Genomic DNA, 12,970 nt, shown 5'->3' with positions numbered 1-12,970 from the left:
AGTATGTCTTAATAATTTATCAGTTTGTTTATTTTTTCAATATGGCTTGAGCAGGGAAAGAGATGGATATTGAGCTGATTAATGTGCCGCAAAGTGAATTTGAGCAGGTCTTTACTGCCGTGAAACAGGGAATATTTCCCTATGTTGAGGCGCTCTTTGGCTGGGATGACCAATTTCAACGCGAACGGCTAGCCAGCTCATATTTGCCGCAATGGTTTTCGTGGATCCTGCATGGGGGAGAACGTATTGGTCTGTTATGTCGCAAGCCATATGAGGATGCCCTGCATGTTCATCTGCTGATCATTTTCCCTCAGTATCAGGGACGGCAGCTTGGCGCTGCCGTGATGGAACGGCTGCATCAGGAGGCTGAGCGTGAGGGCAAATGCCGGGTCACCCTGTCCAGCTTCAGAGAGAACCATGGGGCGATACGGTTTTATGAGCGCCTTGGTTACAGCGTGGTCGAAGAGGAGCAGGCGTTTGTCTCCATGTCCCGGCCGTTGGGCTGTGACCTCGGATTGAAAAAAGTGGTTAATGGAGAGTTGTGATGGCGATTTTGAATATTTTGACGGCTCCCGACCCCAGGTTGAGGATCAAGGCCGAGCGAGTTGAGGATATCGCTACCGTACAGGGGCTGATCGATGACATGCTGGAGACCCTGTATGCGACGGAAAACGGGATTGGTTTGGCCGCAACTCAAGTCGGGCGTAAAGAGGCGATCGTTATTATCGACTTGTCTGAGAGCAGGGATCAGCCGCTGGTTTTGATTAATCCACAAGTGATAAGCGGTACTGAAAAGGTGCTTGGACAAGAGGGCTGTCTCTCCGTGCCGGATTATTATGCGGATGTCGAGCGTTACAGCTCGGTGGTGGTATCTGCACTGGATCGAAAAGGTAATCCGATCACCATCGAGAGCAGCGATTTTTTGGCCATTGTCATGCAGCATGAAATTGATCATCTGGATGGTAACTTGTTCATTGATTACCTGTCACCGCTCAAGCGGCAGATGGCACTCAAACGAGTTAAAAAATCGCTCAAGTCCGCCAGCTAATGTTTGCGGATAGTGGCTGGCCGTTTTAGTTATGTGGAGAGCAGGCAGAATGAAAGTGGCAAGATGGAATGTCAGGGCACTGTTTGGCCGCAATAGCAATGAGGTGCGGGGACGTTATGGGCTGAAGGCCCTGCTGTTGCTGGGAACATTGTGGGTCGCTCTCCCCGTATCAGCCGACGAAGAGCAGCTGCCGGCCGAATATCGCCCCTTTGTGCAGCAGTTGGTCGATGCGGCAGAAGCCCGTGATCATCAGGCACTTGCCAACCAGATGAAGTACCCCTTCAAGCAGGAGTATCCCATTCCCACCATCAAAACCCCGGCGGAGATGCTGACCCGTTTTGACGAGGTATTTGATGACGCCATATTAAAAAGCATCGCAACCTCCCGGATCGGGCAGGATTGGCAGACCATGGGCTGGCGCGGCATCATGCTCGGCAGTGGCGAGGTCTGGATGGATTTTGATGGCAAGGTGATCGGTATCAATCATCAGACGGCGCAGGCCGCCAAATTGAAAGCCGAGCTTATCGCCAGGCAGAAGAGCGGTCTGCATCCCAGTGTGCGGGAGTACAAGAGCCCCGCGCTGATGTGGCAGACCGAGAAATTTACCATCCGCATCGACGAGCTGGACGATGGCCACTATCGCTACGCCTCCTGGGCCAAGGGCAAGACGCTCGCCGACAAGCCGGATCTGGTGCTGAAAAATGGCACCGTCAGGGTGGAGGGGTCGGGGGGCAATCATACCTACCTCTTCACGAGCGGCCCCTATCGCTACGAGTGCGTCGTCACCGTGCTGGGTGAGCGAGGCGTGCCACCGGGTGAGCTGGTGGTCTATAAAAATGACGTCGAGATAGTGCACCAACCGGTGATCAAGGTGCTGTGACAGCAAATCCACATAAAGAGAGATCAAAGAGCGGCCGGGAGCCGCTCTTTTGCTTTCGAAAATAGAGAGATGAGCTGCGCTAGCTTTGCGGCACCCTGACCCCTTTATCGAGATAGAGGCTGCTGTAGTCGGCCCTGTGGGTGACAAACATCACCTGATGGCGGCTGCCGTCGGAGAGGATAATAAAATCCCCCGCCTGAGCGGGGCTCTGCAAGGTGATCTCTTGCTCGGGGGCAGTCAGGCGATCGACATCTTCCTTGAAGGTGAGGGTGTAAGAGTACATATGGCGCTCCACTGCTGGCTCATATCAAACACTCCGTTGAAGGTAGTTGCTGGCATGGGCGCGCGCGGCGCCCGATTGGCGCTGTTAGACCAAATAGCGGTGATGAGAACGTGCGTGGTTTCAGTCGGGTTGTTCTGCTGAGGTGCGCTTGAGGCGTTTACATCAAGGCCATTGGTATCAAAATGATGGTAAAGGGGCTAAAGGGGCTAAAGGAGGATGAAAAAACCGCCTATTGGCGGTTTTTCTTATGCGATGGGCCCTACTTCAGGGCCTTCTTCAGCTTCTTGATCTTGCCTTCATGCTTGGCAATTTTCTCAAGACGAGCGGCGATCTTCTTCTTGATCTCTTTCTTGCTTGCTTTGGCCATCGGTGGCGCTCCTTTGCAGTGGGGACACATCAGGTGTCAGTGTGGGTCTTCCCTTTGACGTCCCAGAGTGCCACAGGGCTCCTTTGTGAACCAGCACTCTGTTGCTTTAATAGCCAGCTCGCTATAACTGCAAGGGGCTGAGCCAGCGCAGCAGTTGCTGGCCAACCCGCAGGTTGGCCAGCAGGGCCATATGGCTGGTGCGATAGACAATCAGGGTATGGGCAGGAAGAAAAGCCAGCTGATGGCGCGCTTCGTTGTGCTGGCCGAGGGCGCTGCGTAGCGGCACCAGTCCATCGCCAATCAGCCGATCAGCCAGCAGGCTGCGCTTGGCGGCAGTGGTCGCGGCAATGGCATAGCAGTTGACGCCACAGGGCAAGGGGAGTGGGACGCGGGGATCGCGCGAGGGCGCGGCGGGATTGGGTGGGACGAGCGTCTCGATCACCTTGCCGTGGCGCAGATCCTTGATGCCTGCACTGCGCAGCCGCGCCAGCCTGACGAAGGGTTCGCTGTATGCGGTGGCGGGCAGCAATTGCTCCAGCCAGTGTCCGGCGTGTTCGAGCGGCGCGCCGTGGTGTGGTGTGCCGAGAAAGATCAGGTTGGCAAGGTGCGCAAGCCAGGTAAGCCCGGCCTGGTTGGCATGGTGGCAGGCGCTGCGGGCAACCAGTCCACCCATGCTGTAGCCCATTATCGTTATCTCTTTGAGCTCTCCCGGCCAGTGGGCGAGCAGTTGCTCCAACAACATGGCCAGTTGCTGCCCGTTTTGTGCGATGGGCAGGCCCGAGTTGTAGCGCAGGTAAAGAGGCTGATAGCCAAGCACGGCGGCAAGTTGCTCTCCGTGATTGACCGGCTTGCCTTGATACTCGGTCTGCCACTGCAGATCGTTCATGCAGAGGCCATGGATCATCAGCAGCACCCGTCCCTCGCGGGGTAGATCCTCCGGCATCGCTTGCCAATCGAGGGGTTTGCTCTGATAGCGCAGTGTCATAGGGGTGGCGAGGGCATTGTGGTGCTCGACCAGCTTGTCCCCCAACACGCCGTTGAGCGTGGCGATCAGGGCCGCACGTTTCGGGGTTTCGGGGATATGGTGGGGCGGCGGTGTGGCTGGCAGCCGGCTGAGCAGTTGGTTGATACCACTGCCCAGGGTGTTGGCGGCGCCATGTACCCCCTTGTAGACCAGCCCGGTGATCCCGGCTGTTTTTCCCTCATCTCGTCCCTTGAGCCCCATACCGCTCAGTATCGCCTGATGTACCGCTTCGGTGATCTCTACCGCGGCGGGCAGCGCCAGAGTCAGCAGTTGCGCCAGCTCGCGGATATCCGAAAGATGCCAGGAAGAGGATGGCGATGGGTCTGTGGCGTCGGTCATGGCAAGCCCTTGTGAAAGCGGGTGTCGCGTTGTCGTGCCGCGAAGAGCGCAATGTATCTCTATATCAAACCAGCTTGCGCCCTTTGTGGCAGGTTTACCAGTAACGGGCCATGCATGGCGGGGTTGATAAGAACCGCTTGCGAAGCCGGTCACGGTAATGGTAGGGAAAATCACCTCTACTTCGTCATATGAAGCCATATGGAGAGGTGAGGATGTCGCTGTTTGATGAGGTGCGGGTACAGGATTTGTGTGCACGGTTGCTCGATAGCCAGAACGGAAAGGGCTGCTCTCTTGAGAGTCGGCATGGTAGGGAGCTGAAGGAGCTGTTGCAGGCGGTGGGCGGGATCAAACCGGTTGGCCGAGGTGCTCATTATGTGTTGACCGACGCGGGGCGGACTTATCTGACCGGACAACTGGCACGGGCAGCGCCCCCCGAACCGGACAAGGGTGAGCTGCTGCAACGTCTGGGAGTGAGTTTGCCAACACTGCTCAATCAGGCCTGTTTTTATGCCCTCTGGCATGGGGACAGCAAGAATTCGCGGTCAGCACCCCTGGCAGCGCCACTGCTTGCGGAATTGTCGCTCACGCAGGATGAGGTGATCCGCATCCGTACCCTCGAACCGCTCTCACTGGTCGATCGGCAGGGTCAGCAGCACGATATGACGGCAATGATGGCGCTGCTGGGGGAGTTGGCGTTGCCGGAGCGGACTCTGGGCACGCTGGCTGCCATCGGCTGGCAGGGGGAGCGGGTCATTATGGTGGAGAACAAGGGAGCCTTTGTCGACTACCCGCTGCAACCCGGGCAACTGCTGCTCTTTGCCCCCGGTCGCAATACCACTCTGGCCAAACAGCTGATCCCGCTGCTGCCTGCGGGCGTGCAGTGGGCCCATTTTGGCGATCTCGATCAACGGGGTATCGATATTGCCATCGAGCTGGCGCGCGAGCTACAGCGTCCTGCCATGCTCTGGCTCCCCTGTGAGTTGCAACCTTATCTGGAGCACTATGCCCGTCCGGTACGCACCTTTGCGACGGACAGTGGCAAGGTGCCCTGGCGTGTGACGACGCAGGCTGATCAGGCCGATGGTCATAGCACGCCGGCAGGTGTTCCCTGGCTCGAGAAACTGATCACAGACGGGACTTGGCTGGAGCAGGAGGTATTAATTCTGACTCCTCAGTGGCGGAGCTGGTCATTGGAAGAGATGGGCAATCAGGTGTGAAACGGGGAGCCCGCGCTCCCCGTCATTTGTGGTCAGCTGCTTACTTGGCGTTGATGGGCCCCTTGGTGCCAGCATCATTATCGACCCAGCCATCTTCACCCTTGATGCGGCGATCCCCCTGAATGGTGTAGATGACCATGCCATCTTTGAACACCAGCGCGCCATCGGATTTCTTGGCATTGACCTTCTTGTCGTTGACCCACACCTGATCCTTGCCATCGATGCGGATATTGGCCACGGTGGCGCCGGTTTGAGGGAAGGTGGCGATCCAGTTGCCCGCATAGGGACTGGCGCTGGTTGCCGCGGCCGGAGCATTGCCAACACCGGCTGCGGCGTTCTCAGCCTTGGTTTTGTTGACATCGCAGCCATTAAGCTCGCTCACCTGAGTGCAGCCCGAGCGCTCCAGCTTCTGCTCATAGCTCAGATTCAGACCGCCCTCCGCGGCCGGGGCGGCCGTGCCAAATCCCGCCTTGGCATTTTCCGCTTTGGTTTTGTGAATGTCACAGCCTTGCGCCTCGGTGACCTGGGTGCAGCCGGAGTGCTCCAGTTGCTCGGCATATTTGGCGCTGATGGCGTGGGCAGGGGTGATGCCGAGCAGGGTCAGGGTGATGAGCAGAGCAGCATTCCTGGACATAGATAATCCCTCAAAGAGGTAAGTCATGCAGGTTCATCCGCGCAGTTGCGGTAGTGAACGTCGGCCTCTCCTGAGCATCCGACAGATGCACAGCTGGCGTATTCACGTTAGCACCTTGGGCCAACCGCGCCCAGCGATGTGGCCGGAAGATAAGGCGAGAGGTGATACGGGAGTGCAGGGGAGGCGAGATGGCCGAGACATTTCTGCAGAAGAGGTCGTAACAAAAGAGCAAGTCGCTGCACGGCATTATCATAATGATAACGACAGCCCCGCTGATATCATTTCAGCCCTTGAAACTGACCTTTGATGATAATTCTCACCGATGCCGAGATATCGTCTCTGATTATTATCACCTTGCTATTTTTTGGCTTGGCTGATCCGCTCATCTTTTTATTGAATAAACGGCTGAAATAGCCGCTGATTTTGTGGGTGGCATCACACACTTTCGCCATTTATTAATATCTGCCTGCATTTTATTGGTTTGGCACGGTTATTGATTGCCTCATATCGACGCTAACCGACGCGCTCACCCACAACCGGGATGCTGGTGACATCGTGAGTGAAAGGGGAGCTATCCATATCTCATCCAATGATTGGGGCGAACGATGAAAGCAGTTAACGAATTAATCAAAGAGATCAGAGCACTCAAATCCAACCTGCATGAAAAAGATTTTCTGCTGACCTGGGAGCAAACGCCTCAGGAGCTGGAGCTGGTATTGAAACTGGCCGAATCCCTCAAGACCCTGCGCGCCGAAAATATCTGCACCAAACTGTTTAACAGCGGGCTCGGTATCTCGGTTTTCCGCGATAACTCCACCCGAACCCGCTTCTCTTACGCCTCTGCGCTGAACCTACTCGGTCTGGCCCAGCAGGATCTGGACGAGGGCAAATCGCAGATCGCCCACGGCGAGACCGTCCGTGAAACCGCCAACATGATTTCCTTCTGCGCCGATGCCATCGGGATCCGTGACGACATGTTCCTCGGTGCCGGTAACGCCTATATGCGCGAAGTGGGGGCGGCGCTGGATGAAGGGTTCGAGAAGGGGGTGCTGCCCCAGCGTCCGGCGCTGGTCAACCTGCAGTGCGACATTGATCACCCGACCCAGTCCATGGCTGATCTGGCCTGGTTGCAGGAGCACTTCGGCAGTCTGGAGAGCCTCAAGGGCAAGAAGATTGCGATGACCTGGGCATACTCCCCCAGCTACGGCAAGCCGCTCTCCGTGCCCCAGGGCATCATCGGCTTGATGACCCGTTTCGGTATGGACGTGACCCTGGCCCATCCGGAAGGGTATGACCTGATCCCGGACGTGATCGAAGTGGCCAAGGAGAATGCCAAGGCCTCCGGTGGCAGCTTCCGTCAGGTCACCTCCATGGAAGAGGCGTTCAAGGATGCCGATATCGTCTATCCCAAGTCCTGGGCCCCCTACAAGGTGATGGAGCAGCGTACCGAACTGCTGCGCGCCAATGACCACGCCGGCCTCAAAGAGCTGGAGAAACATTGCCTTGAGCAGAACGCCAAGCACAAGGATTGGCACTGCACCGAGGAGATGATGAAGCTCACCAAGGGGGGCGAGGCGCTCTATATGCACTGCCTGCCGGCCGATATTTCCGGTGTCTCCTGCAAGGAAGGGGAAGTAACCGAAGGGGTATTCGAGAAATACCGTATCGCCACTTACAAAGAGGCGAGCTGGAAGCCCTATATTATCGCCGCCATGATCATGGCCCGTAAATTCTCCGCCCCGGCAGAAACCCTGGAAAATCTGATTAAAGAGGCGCAAAAGCGGGTGAAATAAATAACGGCAGGGCAGGGTGAAGATTCATCCTGCCCACACTGTCGAACCCATTATTTTGAGTTTTCTCTCCGTGGTATCTGAATAACGGATCTCCCGGCGAGGCAGCTCTTTGTCTGGTAACGCCTAGTGAGGTAAGCATGTCCCAATTTTCTCTGAAGATGGATATTGCCGATAACCGCTTTTTTACCGCCGAGCCATCACCGCTGTTTTCCCGTGTTGAAGCACAAAAGGCTCGTGCCTTTCATAAAAAACTGGCCGGTTATGAGCCGACCCCATTGTGCGACCTGAAAGAGCTGGCCGCCTATATCGGGGTGAAAAATATATTGGTCAAGGACGAGTCAAAGCGCTTTGGCCTCAATGCCTTCAAGATGCTGGGTGGCGTTTATGCCATCGCCAACCTGCTCTGTGAAAAATACGGGGTGGCCATCGAGGATTTCTCCTTCGATCTCATCAAACGCAACATCAAGGAGCCGATGACCTTCGCCACCACCACAGATGGCAACCATGGTCGCGGCGTTGCCTGGGCCGCCAAGCAGGTGGGTCAGCATGCGGTGGTCTACATGCCCAAGGGCTCCGCTCAAGAGCGGGTTGACCACATTCTCAATCTCGGTGCCGAGTGCATCGTCACCGACATGAACTATGACGATACCGTGCGCCTGACCATGAAGATGGCGGAAGAGCGCGGCTGGCACATAGTGCAGGACACCGCCTGGGAGGGCTACACCAAGATCCCGACCTGGATCATGCAGGGTTACTCCACCCTGGCCGACGAAGCGGTCGAGCAGATGCAGGATATGGGCATCAAGCAGCCGACCCACGTGCTGCTGCAAGCCGGGGTCGGGGCGCTGGCGGGCGGTGTGCTCGGTTATCTGGTGGACTGCTTCGGGGCAAGAAACCTGCACAGCATCGTGGTCGAGCCTGATCAGGCCGACTGCATCTACCGCTCCGGTGTGGCGGGGGAGATGGTCAACGTGGGGGGCGACATGCGCACCATCATGGCCGGTCTTGCCTGCGGTGAACCCAATCCGCTCGGCTGGCCGCTGCTCAGAAGCTGCACCACCCAGTTTATCTCCTGCCACGACAAGGTGTCGGCGCTGGGCATGCGGGTGCTGGGCAACCCCCTTGGTAATGACCCCCGCATCATCTCCGGCGAATCCGGCTCGGTCGGTACCGGCGTGCTGGCGGCAGTGCGTCACCACCCGGATCGCGCGGCGCTGATGGAACGTCTGGGGCTGGATAGCAACTCGGTCGTACTCATCATCAACACCGAAGGGGACACCGATATGACCCACTACCGGGAAGTGGTGTGGGAAGGCAAGCATCCTGCCTGCGACTAACTCTCCCGCCAGAGCAGAGACACGAATTGAAGCATTGATCGCGCCTCGCCGACGGGGCGCGGTAACGGGCACAGGGCGCTGCCGATGAACAGGCCGCGCACTCTCAGTTGTTATGGAGAATCACAATGAGCAAGCAAATTCCGTTTGAAATGGTGTTGGAGAAGGCCTACCAGTACAAGGCCGAGATGAGTCAGTTCCTGCGCGATATGATCGCCATCCCGAGCGAGAGCTGCGATGAAGAGCGCGTAGTGCTGCGCATCAAGCAGGAGATGGAGAAGGTTGGCTTTGACAAGGTCGAGATTGACCCCATGGGCAACGTGCTGGGCTATATCGGCCACGGCCCGCACCTGATAGCAATGGATGCCCATATTGATACCGTCGGTGTCGGCAACCGCGCCAACTGGACCTTCGACCCCTATGAGGGGATGGAAGATCACGAGATCATCGGCGGCCGTGGCGCATCTGACCAAGAAGGCGGCATGGCCTCCATGGTCTATGCGGGCAAGATCATCAAGGATCTGGGGCTGGAAGATCAGTACACCCTGCTGGTGACCGGTACCGTCCAGGAAGAGGATTGCGACGGTCTGTGCTGGCAGTACATCATCGAGCAGAGCAAGATCCGCCCCGAGTTCGTGGTCAGTACCGAACCGACCGACTGCCAGATCTACCGTGGCCAACGCGGCCGCATGGAGATCCGCGTCGAGGTGCAGGGGGTGAGCTGCCACGGCTCCGCACCGGAGCGCGGTGACAACGCCATCTTCAAGATGGGCCCGATCCTCGGCGAGCTGCAGGAGCTCAGCCACAACCTCGGTCATGACGACTTCCTCGGCAAGGGCACCCTGACCGTCTCCGAGATCTTCTTCACTTCGCCAAGCCGCTGCGCCGTGGCAGACAGCTGCGCCGTCTCCATCGACCGCCGCCTGACCTGGGGCGAAACCTGGCAAGGGGCGCTCGATGAGATCCGCGCCCTGCCTGCGGTGCAAGCCGCCGGTGCCGAGGTCTCCATGTATCAGTACGACCGTCCGGCCTACACCGGTCTGGTCTACCCGACCGAGTGCTACTTCCCGACCTGGAAGGTGGAAGAGGATCACATCACCGTCAAAACCCTCTCCAAGGCTTATCGCGAGCTGTTCAACAAGGAGCCGGTGGTGGACAAGTGGACCTTCTCGACCAACGGTGTCTCCATCATGGGTCGCCACGGTATTCCGGTCATCGGTTTTGGCCCGGGTAAAGAGCCGGAAGCCCACGCGCCGAACGAGAAGACCTGGAAAGAGCATCTGGTCAAGTGCGCCGCCATGTACGCCGTGATCCCCATGCTCTATCTGGCCGAGCTGGACAAGTAAGGGGACTGCCGGGTGGTGACTGCCATCGCCGCCCGGCTGTCGCAAGTGTGGCAAGTGCCCCGTCTGTGTTGAGGCGGGGTTTTGCTGTTTGAAGTGATGTTCGAGGTGGTGGGGATGAAACGGCTGATCAAAAACGGTGTGTTGGTCGATGCGCAGGGTGAATATCGTCAGGATCTGCTGATCGAGAACGGGGTGATCCTCGAGCGCGCCGCCGCTATCCAGCCCGATGGCGAGACCGACGTGATCGATGCCAGCGGCTGCTACGTGATGCCGGGCGGCATCGACGTCCACACCCACTTCAACATCGATGTCGGCATTGCCCGCAGTTGCGATGACTTTTTCAGCGGTACCCGTGCTGCCGCCTGTGGTGGCACCACCACCATCGTCGATCACATGGGATTTGGCCCGGCTGGGTGCAACCTGCATCACCAGCTGGCCCGCTATCACGACTACGCCGCCGAGCAGGCAGTGGTCGACTACAGCTTTCACGGCGTTGTCCAGCATGTGGATGACGCCATCCTCCACGAGATGGCCGCCATGGTGCAGGAGGAGGGGATCAGCAGCTTCAAGCTCTACCTCACCTACCAGTACAAGCTGGGGGACCACGACGTGCTGCGCGCCCTGGCCCGCCTCAAGGAGGTGGGGGCGCTTGCCACCGTCCACCCCGAGAACGATGCCGCCATCGCGGCGCGCCGCGCGGCCCTATTGGCCGCCGGTCACCATGAACCCTGGTATCACCCGCAAAGCCGCCCACTGGAGTGCGAAGCCGAGGCGGTGGCCCGGATGATCAATCTGGCGGGGCTCGCTGGCAATGCGCCGCTCTATATCGTCCACCTCTCCAATGGCTTGGGACTGGAGTATCTGAAACTGGCGCGTCGTCAGGGTCAGCCGGTCTGGGTGGAGACCTGCCCGCAATATCTGCTTTTGGATGATTCCTGCTACTACCGGGAGAACGGAGTCGACTATCTGCTCAGCCCGCCGCTGCGCTCGCGCCGCGAGCAGGACAAGCTGTGGGTCGGCATCGCTGCGGGTGACATCGATACGGTAGCGACCGATCACTGCAACTTCTCCCACGCCCAGCGCATGACCCTCTCGGGGGGCGATTTCAGCCGCTGCCCCAACGGCTTGCCGGGCGTCGAGAACCGGATGCTGCTGCTCTTTGCCCACGGGGTATTGGGCGGGCGCATCTCGCCGTCCCGCTTCGTGGCCCTCACCAGCGCCAACCCGGCGCGCCTGTTTGGCCTCTGGCCGCGCAAGGGCAACTTGCAACCGGGGGCCGACGCCGATCTGGTGCTGATGGATCCCTGTGGCGAGACCCTGATCCGTCACGCCGCGCTGCACGACAACGGCGACTACAGCCCCTACGAGGGGATGCGCTGCCCCGGCCAGATCAGAATGACCCTGAGTCGCGGCGAGATAGTCGCTCGCGATGGCGAGTTTACCGGACAACGGGGGCATGGCCGCTTTCTGGCCAGAGCGTCCTTTGATCCGGCGTTGGCGCCGGAGCTGCACTCGCCTTGCCCCGCGGTTGCAGGCTGACAAGCAGTTCGCATCCCGCAAAGTCACGAGGTTATTTGAACAACGAAAGGTGGGCCGGTATTGCGCCGGCTTGTCCCATCACTGGAGATAACAAGATGAAACAGAGAATCGTACTGGCCCTTGGTGGCAATGCGCTGGGCAACAACCTGCCCGAGCAGATGAAGGCGGTGCAGAGCACGGCGGGCACCATTGCCGACCTTATCGCCCAGGGGCATGAGGTGGTGGTGACCCACGGCAACGGCCCGCAGGTAGGGATGATCCAGCAGGCGTTCGAAGTGGCGGCCCGCCACGAGCCCAAGTCCCCCCATCTGCCGATGTCGGTCTGCGTGGCCCTGAGTCAGGGTTATATCGGTTATGACCTGCAAAATGCCCTGCGTGAAGCCCTGCTGGAACGCGGCATCCACAAGCCGGTCGCCACTCTGGTGACCCAGGTGGAGGTGGATAAAAACGATCCCGCCTTCCTCGACCCGAGCAAGCCCATCGGCGGTTTCTTCAGCAAGGAGGAGGCCGAAGCATTGATGGCCAAGGGGGAGCGGCTCAAAGAGGATGCCGGCCGTGGCTATCGCCGGGTGGTCGCATCTCCCAAACCCGTAGATATCATCGAGAAAGAGACCGTCTCCGCCATGCTGGCTGCCTGTCAGGTGGTGATCACCGTTGGTGGCGGCGGCATTCCGGTGCTGCGGGAGGGCAATCACCTGCGCGGTGCCAGTGCGGTGATCGACAAGGATTGGGCCAGTGCCAAGCTGGCGGAACTGATTGACGCCGACATGCTGATCATCCTTACCGCGGTAGAGAAAGTGGCCATCAACTTCGGCAAACCCGATGTGCAGTGGCTCGATCAGCTGAGCGTGGGAGATGCCCAGTGTTTTATCGAGCAGGGGCAGTTTGCCAAGGGATCTATGCTGCCCAAGGTGGAGGCGGCGCTCTCGTTCGCGACCTCCATGCCGGGGCGTAAATCCCTGATCACCTTGCTGGAGAAGGCCGCCGACGGCATTGCCGGCAAGACGGGAACCCTTATCAGCCGCTAGGCGTTCCAGCTTGGGTTGAGTGTGATTGCGGGGGCCGTTGGCCCCCTTGTTCATTTCGGGGCGACCATGGTCAGCGGAGGATGAGCGGCGTAAGATGGCCGCCTTCAAGCGCGGGCAAGACGTCGAGAGTTGAACCGG

General features: G+C 58.7%; 12 protein-coding genes. 9 read left to right on the top strand and 3 right to left on the bottom strand.

What is annotated here, in order from left to right:
* Positions 1 to 62: 62 nt before the first annotated feature.
* The 3 genes from ACTG20_RS13160 to ACTG20_RS13150 are packed head-to-tail and all read left to right on the top strand — an operon-like array spanning position 63 to position 1,928.
* Positions 63 to 545, top strand: a complete 483-nt coding sequence (locus tag ACTG20_RS13160; RefSeq protein ID WP_194496368.1) for a GNAT family N-acetyltransferase — start codon at positions 63 to 65, stop codon at positions 543 to 545.
* On the top strand, positions 545 to 1,048 hold the full coding sequence (gene def, locus ACTG20_RS13155; RefSeq protein ID WP_043850871.1) for a peptide deformylase: 504 nt from the start codon (positions 545 to 547) through the stop codon (positions 1,046 to 1,048). Before ACTG20_RS13160 ends, def begins: the two co-directional genes overlap by 1 nt.
* A gap of 49 nt (positions 1,049 to 1,097) precedes the next feature.
* A complete protein-coding gene (locus tag ACTG20_RS13150; RefSeq protein ID WP_194496369.1) occupies positions 1,098 to 1,928 on the top strand; it encodes a hypothetical protein in 831 nt (276 codons plus the stop codon).
* 79 nt (positions 1,929 to 2,007) lie between these two features.
* On the opposite strand, the gene ACTG20_RS13145 is transcribed toward ACTG20_RS13150, so the two are convergent.
* Both ACTG20_RS13145 and ACTG20_RS13140 read right to left on the bottom strand, forming a co-directional pair.
* The gene (locus ACTG20_RS13145; RefSeq protein WP_194496370.1) at positions 2,008 to 2,211 is read right to left on the bottom strand and encodes a hypothetical protein; all 204 of its coding nucleotides are present in this window, start codon (positions 2,209 to 2,211) and stop codon (positions 2,008 to 2,010) included.
* A gap of 488 nt (positions 2,212 to 2,699) precedes the next feature.
* The gene (locus ACTG20_RS13140) at positions 2,700 to 3,941 is read right to left on the bottom strand and encodes an esterase/lipase family protein (protein WP_194496371.1); all 1,242 of its coding nucleotides are present in this window, start codon (positions 3,939 to 3,941) and stop codon (positions 2,700 to 2,702) included.
* Between the two features lie 212 nt (positions 3,942 to 4,153).
* Here ACTG20_RS13140 and ACTG20_RS13135 point away from each other — a divergent pair, with 212 nt between their 5' ends.
* A complete protein-coding gene (locus ACTG20_RS13135) occupies positions 4,154 to 5,158 on the top strand; it encodes a Wadjet anti-phage system protein JetD domain-containing protein (RefSeq protein WP_194496372.1) in 1,005 nt (334 codons plus the stop codon).
* 40 nt (positions 5,159 to 5,198) lie between these two features.
* Here ACTG20_RS13135 and ACTG20_RS13130 read toward each other — a convergent pair whose 3' ends face one another.
* Positions 5,199 to 5,792: a hypothetical protein gene (locus tag ACTG20_RS13130; RefSeq protein ID WP_194496373.1), complete on the bottom strand. Its 594-nt coding sequence runs from the start codon at positions 5,790 to 5,792 to the stop codon at positions 5,199 to 5,201.
* 605 nt (positions 5,793 to 6,397) lie between these two features.
* On the opposite strand from ACTG20_RS13130, the gene ygeW reads away from it, so the two are divergent.
* The 5 genes from ygeW (at position 6,398) to arcC (ending at position 12,832) form a co-directional block, all read left to right on the top strand.
* Positions 6,398 to 7,585 carry a knotted carbamoyltransferase YgeW gene (gene ygeW / locus ACTG20_RS13125; protein WP_005336811.1) on the top strand — a complete coding sequence of 396 codons (1,188 nt, stop codon included), beginning with the start codon at positions 6,398 to 6,400 and terminating at the stop codon, positions 7,583 to 7,585.
* Between the two features lie 137 nt (positions 7,586 to 7,722).
* Complete coding sequence (dpaL, locus tag ACTG20_RS13120; RefSeq protein ID WP_194496374.1) at positions 7,723 to 8,922, top strand: diaminopropionate ammonia-lyase; 1,200 nt, start codon at positions 7,723 to 7,725, stop codon at positions 8,920 to 8,922.
* 125 nt (positions 8,923 to 9,047) lie between these two features.
* Complete coding sequence (locus ACTG20_RS13115) at positions 9,048 to 10,265, top strand: YgeY family selenium metabolism-linked hydrolase (protein ID WP_005336806.1); 1,218 nt, start codon at positions 9,048 to 9,050, stop codon at positions 10,263 to 10,265.
* A 114-nt stretch (positions 10,266 to 10,379) separates the two neighbouring features.
* A complete protein-coding gene (gene hydA / locus ACTG20_RS13110; RefSeq protein WP_194496453.1) occupies positions 10,380 to 11,804 on the top strand; it encodes a dihydropyrimidinase in 1,425 nt (474 codons plus the stop codon).
* A 95-nt stretch (positions 11,805 to 11,899) separates the two neighbouring features.
* Positions 11,900 to 12,832, top strand: coding sequence for a carbamate kinase (gene arcC / locus ACTG20_RS13105; protein WP_194496375.1), 933 nt, complete (start codon positions 11,900 to 11,902; stop codon positions 12,830 to 12,832).
* Positions 12,833 to 12,970 lie beyond the last annotated feature (138 nt).

The organism is Aeromonas sp. 84A (assembly GCF_051919345.1).
In the GTDB taxonomy this organism is placed as follows: domain Bacteria; phylum Pseudomonadota; class Gammaproteobacteria; order Enterobacterales; family Aeromonadaceae; genus Aeromonas; species Aeromonas veronii.
This window is presented reverse-complemented; position numbering and strand designations above follow the sequence as displayed.

Coding starts and splice junctions, on each gene's coding strand:
- arcC (WP_194496375.1), top strand. CDS start 11,900: ATGAAACAGAGAATCGTACTGGCCCTTGGTGGCAATGCGCTGGGCAAC.
- ACTG20_RS13130 (WP_194496373.1), bottom strand. CDS start 5,792: ATGTCCAGGAATGCTGCTCTGCTCATCACCCTGACCCTGCTCGGCATC.
- def (WP_043850871.1), top strand. CDS start 545: ATGGCGATTTTGAATATTTTGACGGCTCCCGACCCCAGGTTGAGGATC.
- ACTG20_RS13135 (WP_194496372.1), top strand. CDS start 4,154: ATGTCGCTGTTTGATGAGGTGCGGGTACAGGATTTGTGTGCACGGTTG.
- ACTG20_RS13140 (WP_194496371.1), bottom strand. CDS start 3,941: ATGACCGACGCCACAGACCCATCGCCATCCTCTTCCTGGCATCTTTCG.
- ACTG20_RS13145 (WP_194496370.1), bottom strand. CDS start 2,211: ATGTACTCTTACACCCTCACCTTCAAGGAAGATGTCGATCGCCTGACT.
- ACTG20_RS13150 (WP_194496369.1), top strand. CDS start 1,098: ATGAAAGTGGCAAGATGGAATGTCAGGGCACTGTTTGGCCGCAATAGC.
- ACTG20_RS13115 (WP_005336806.1), top strand. CDS start 9,048: ATGAGCAAGCAAATTCCGTTTGAAATGGTGTTGGAGAAGGCCTACCAG.
- dpaL (WP_194496374.1), top strand. CDS start 7,723: ATGTCCCAATTTTCTCTGAAGATGGATATTGCCGATAACCGCTTTTTT.
- hydA (WP_194496453.1), top strand. CDS start 10,380: ATGAAACGGCTGATCAAAAACGGTGTGTTGGTCGATGCGCAGGGTGAA.
- ygeW (WP_005336811.1), top strand. CDS start 6,398: ATGAAAGCAGTTAACGAATTAATCAAAGAGATCAGAGCACTCAAATCC.
- ACTG20_RS13160 (WP_194496368.1), top strand. CDS start 63: ATGGATATTGAGCTGATTAATGTGCCGCAAAGTGAATTTGAGCAGGTC.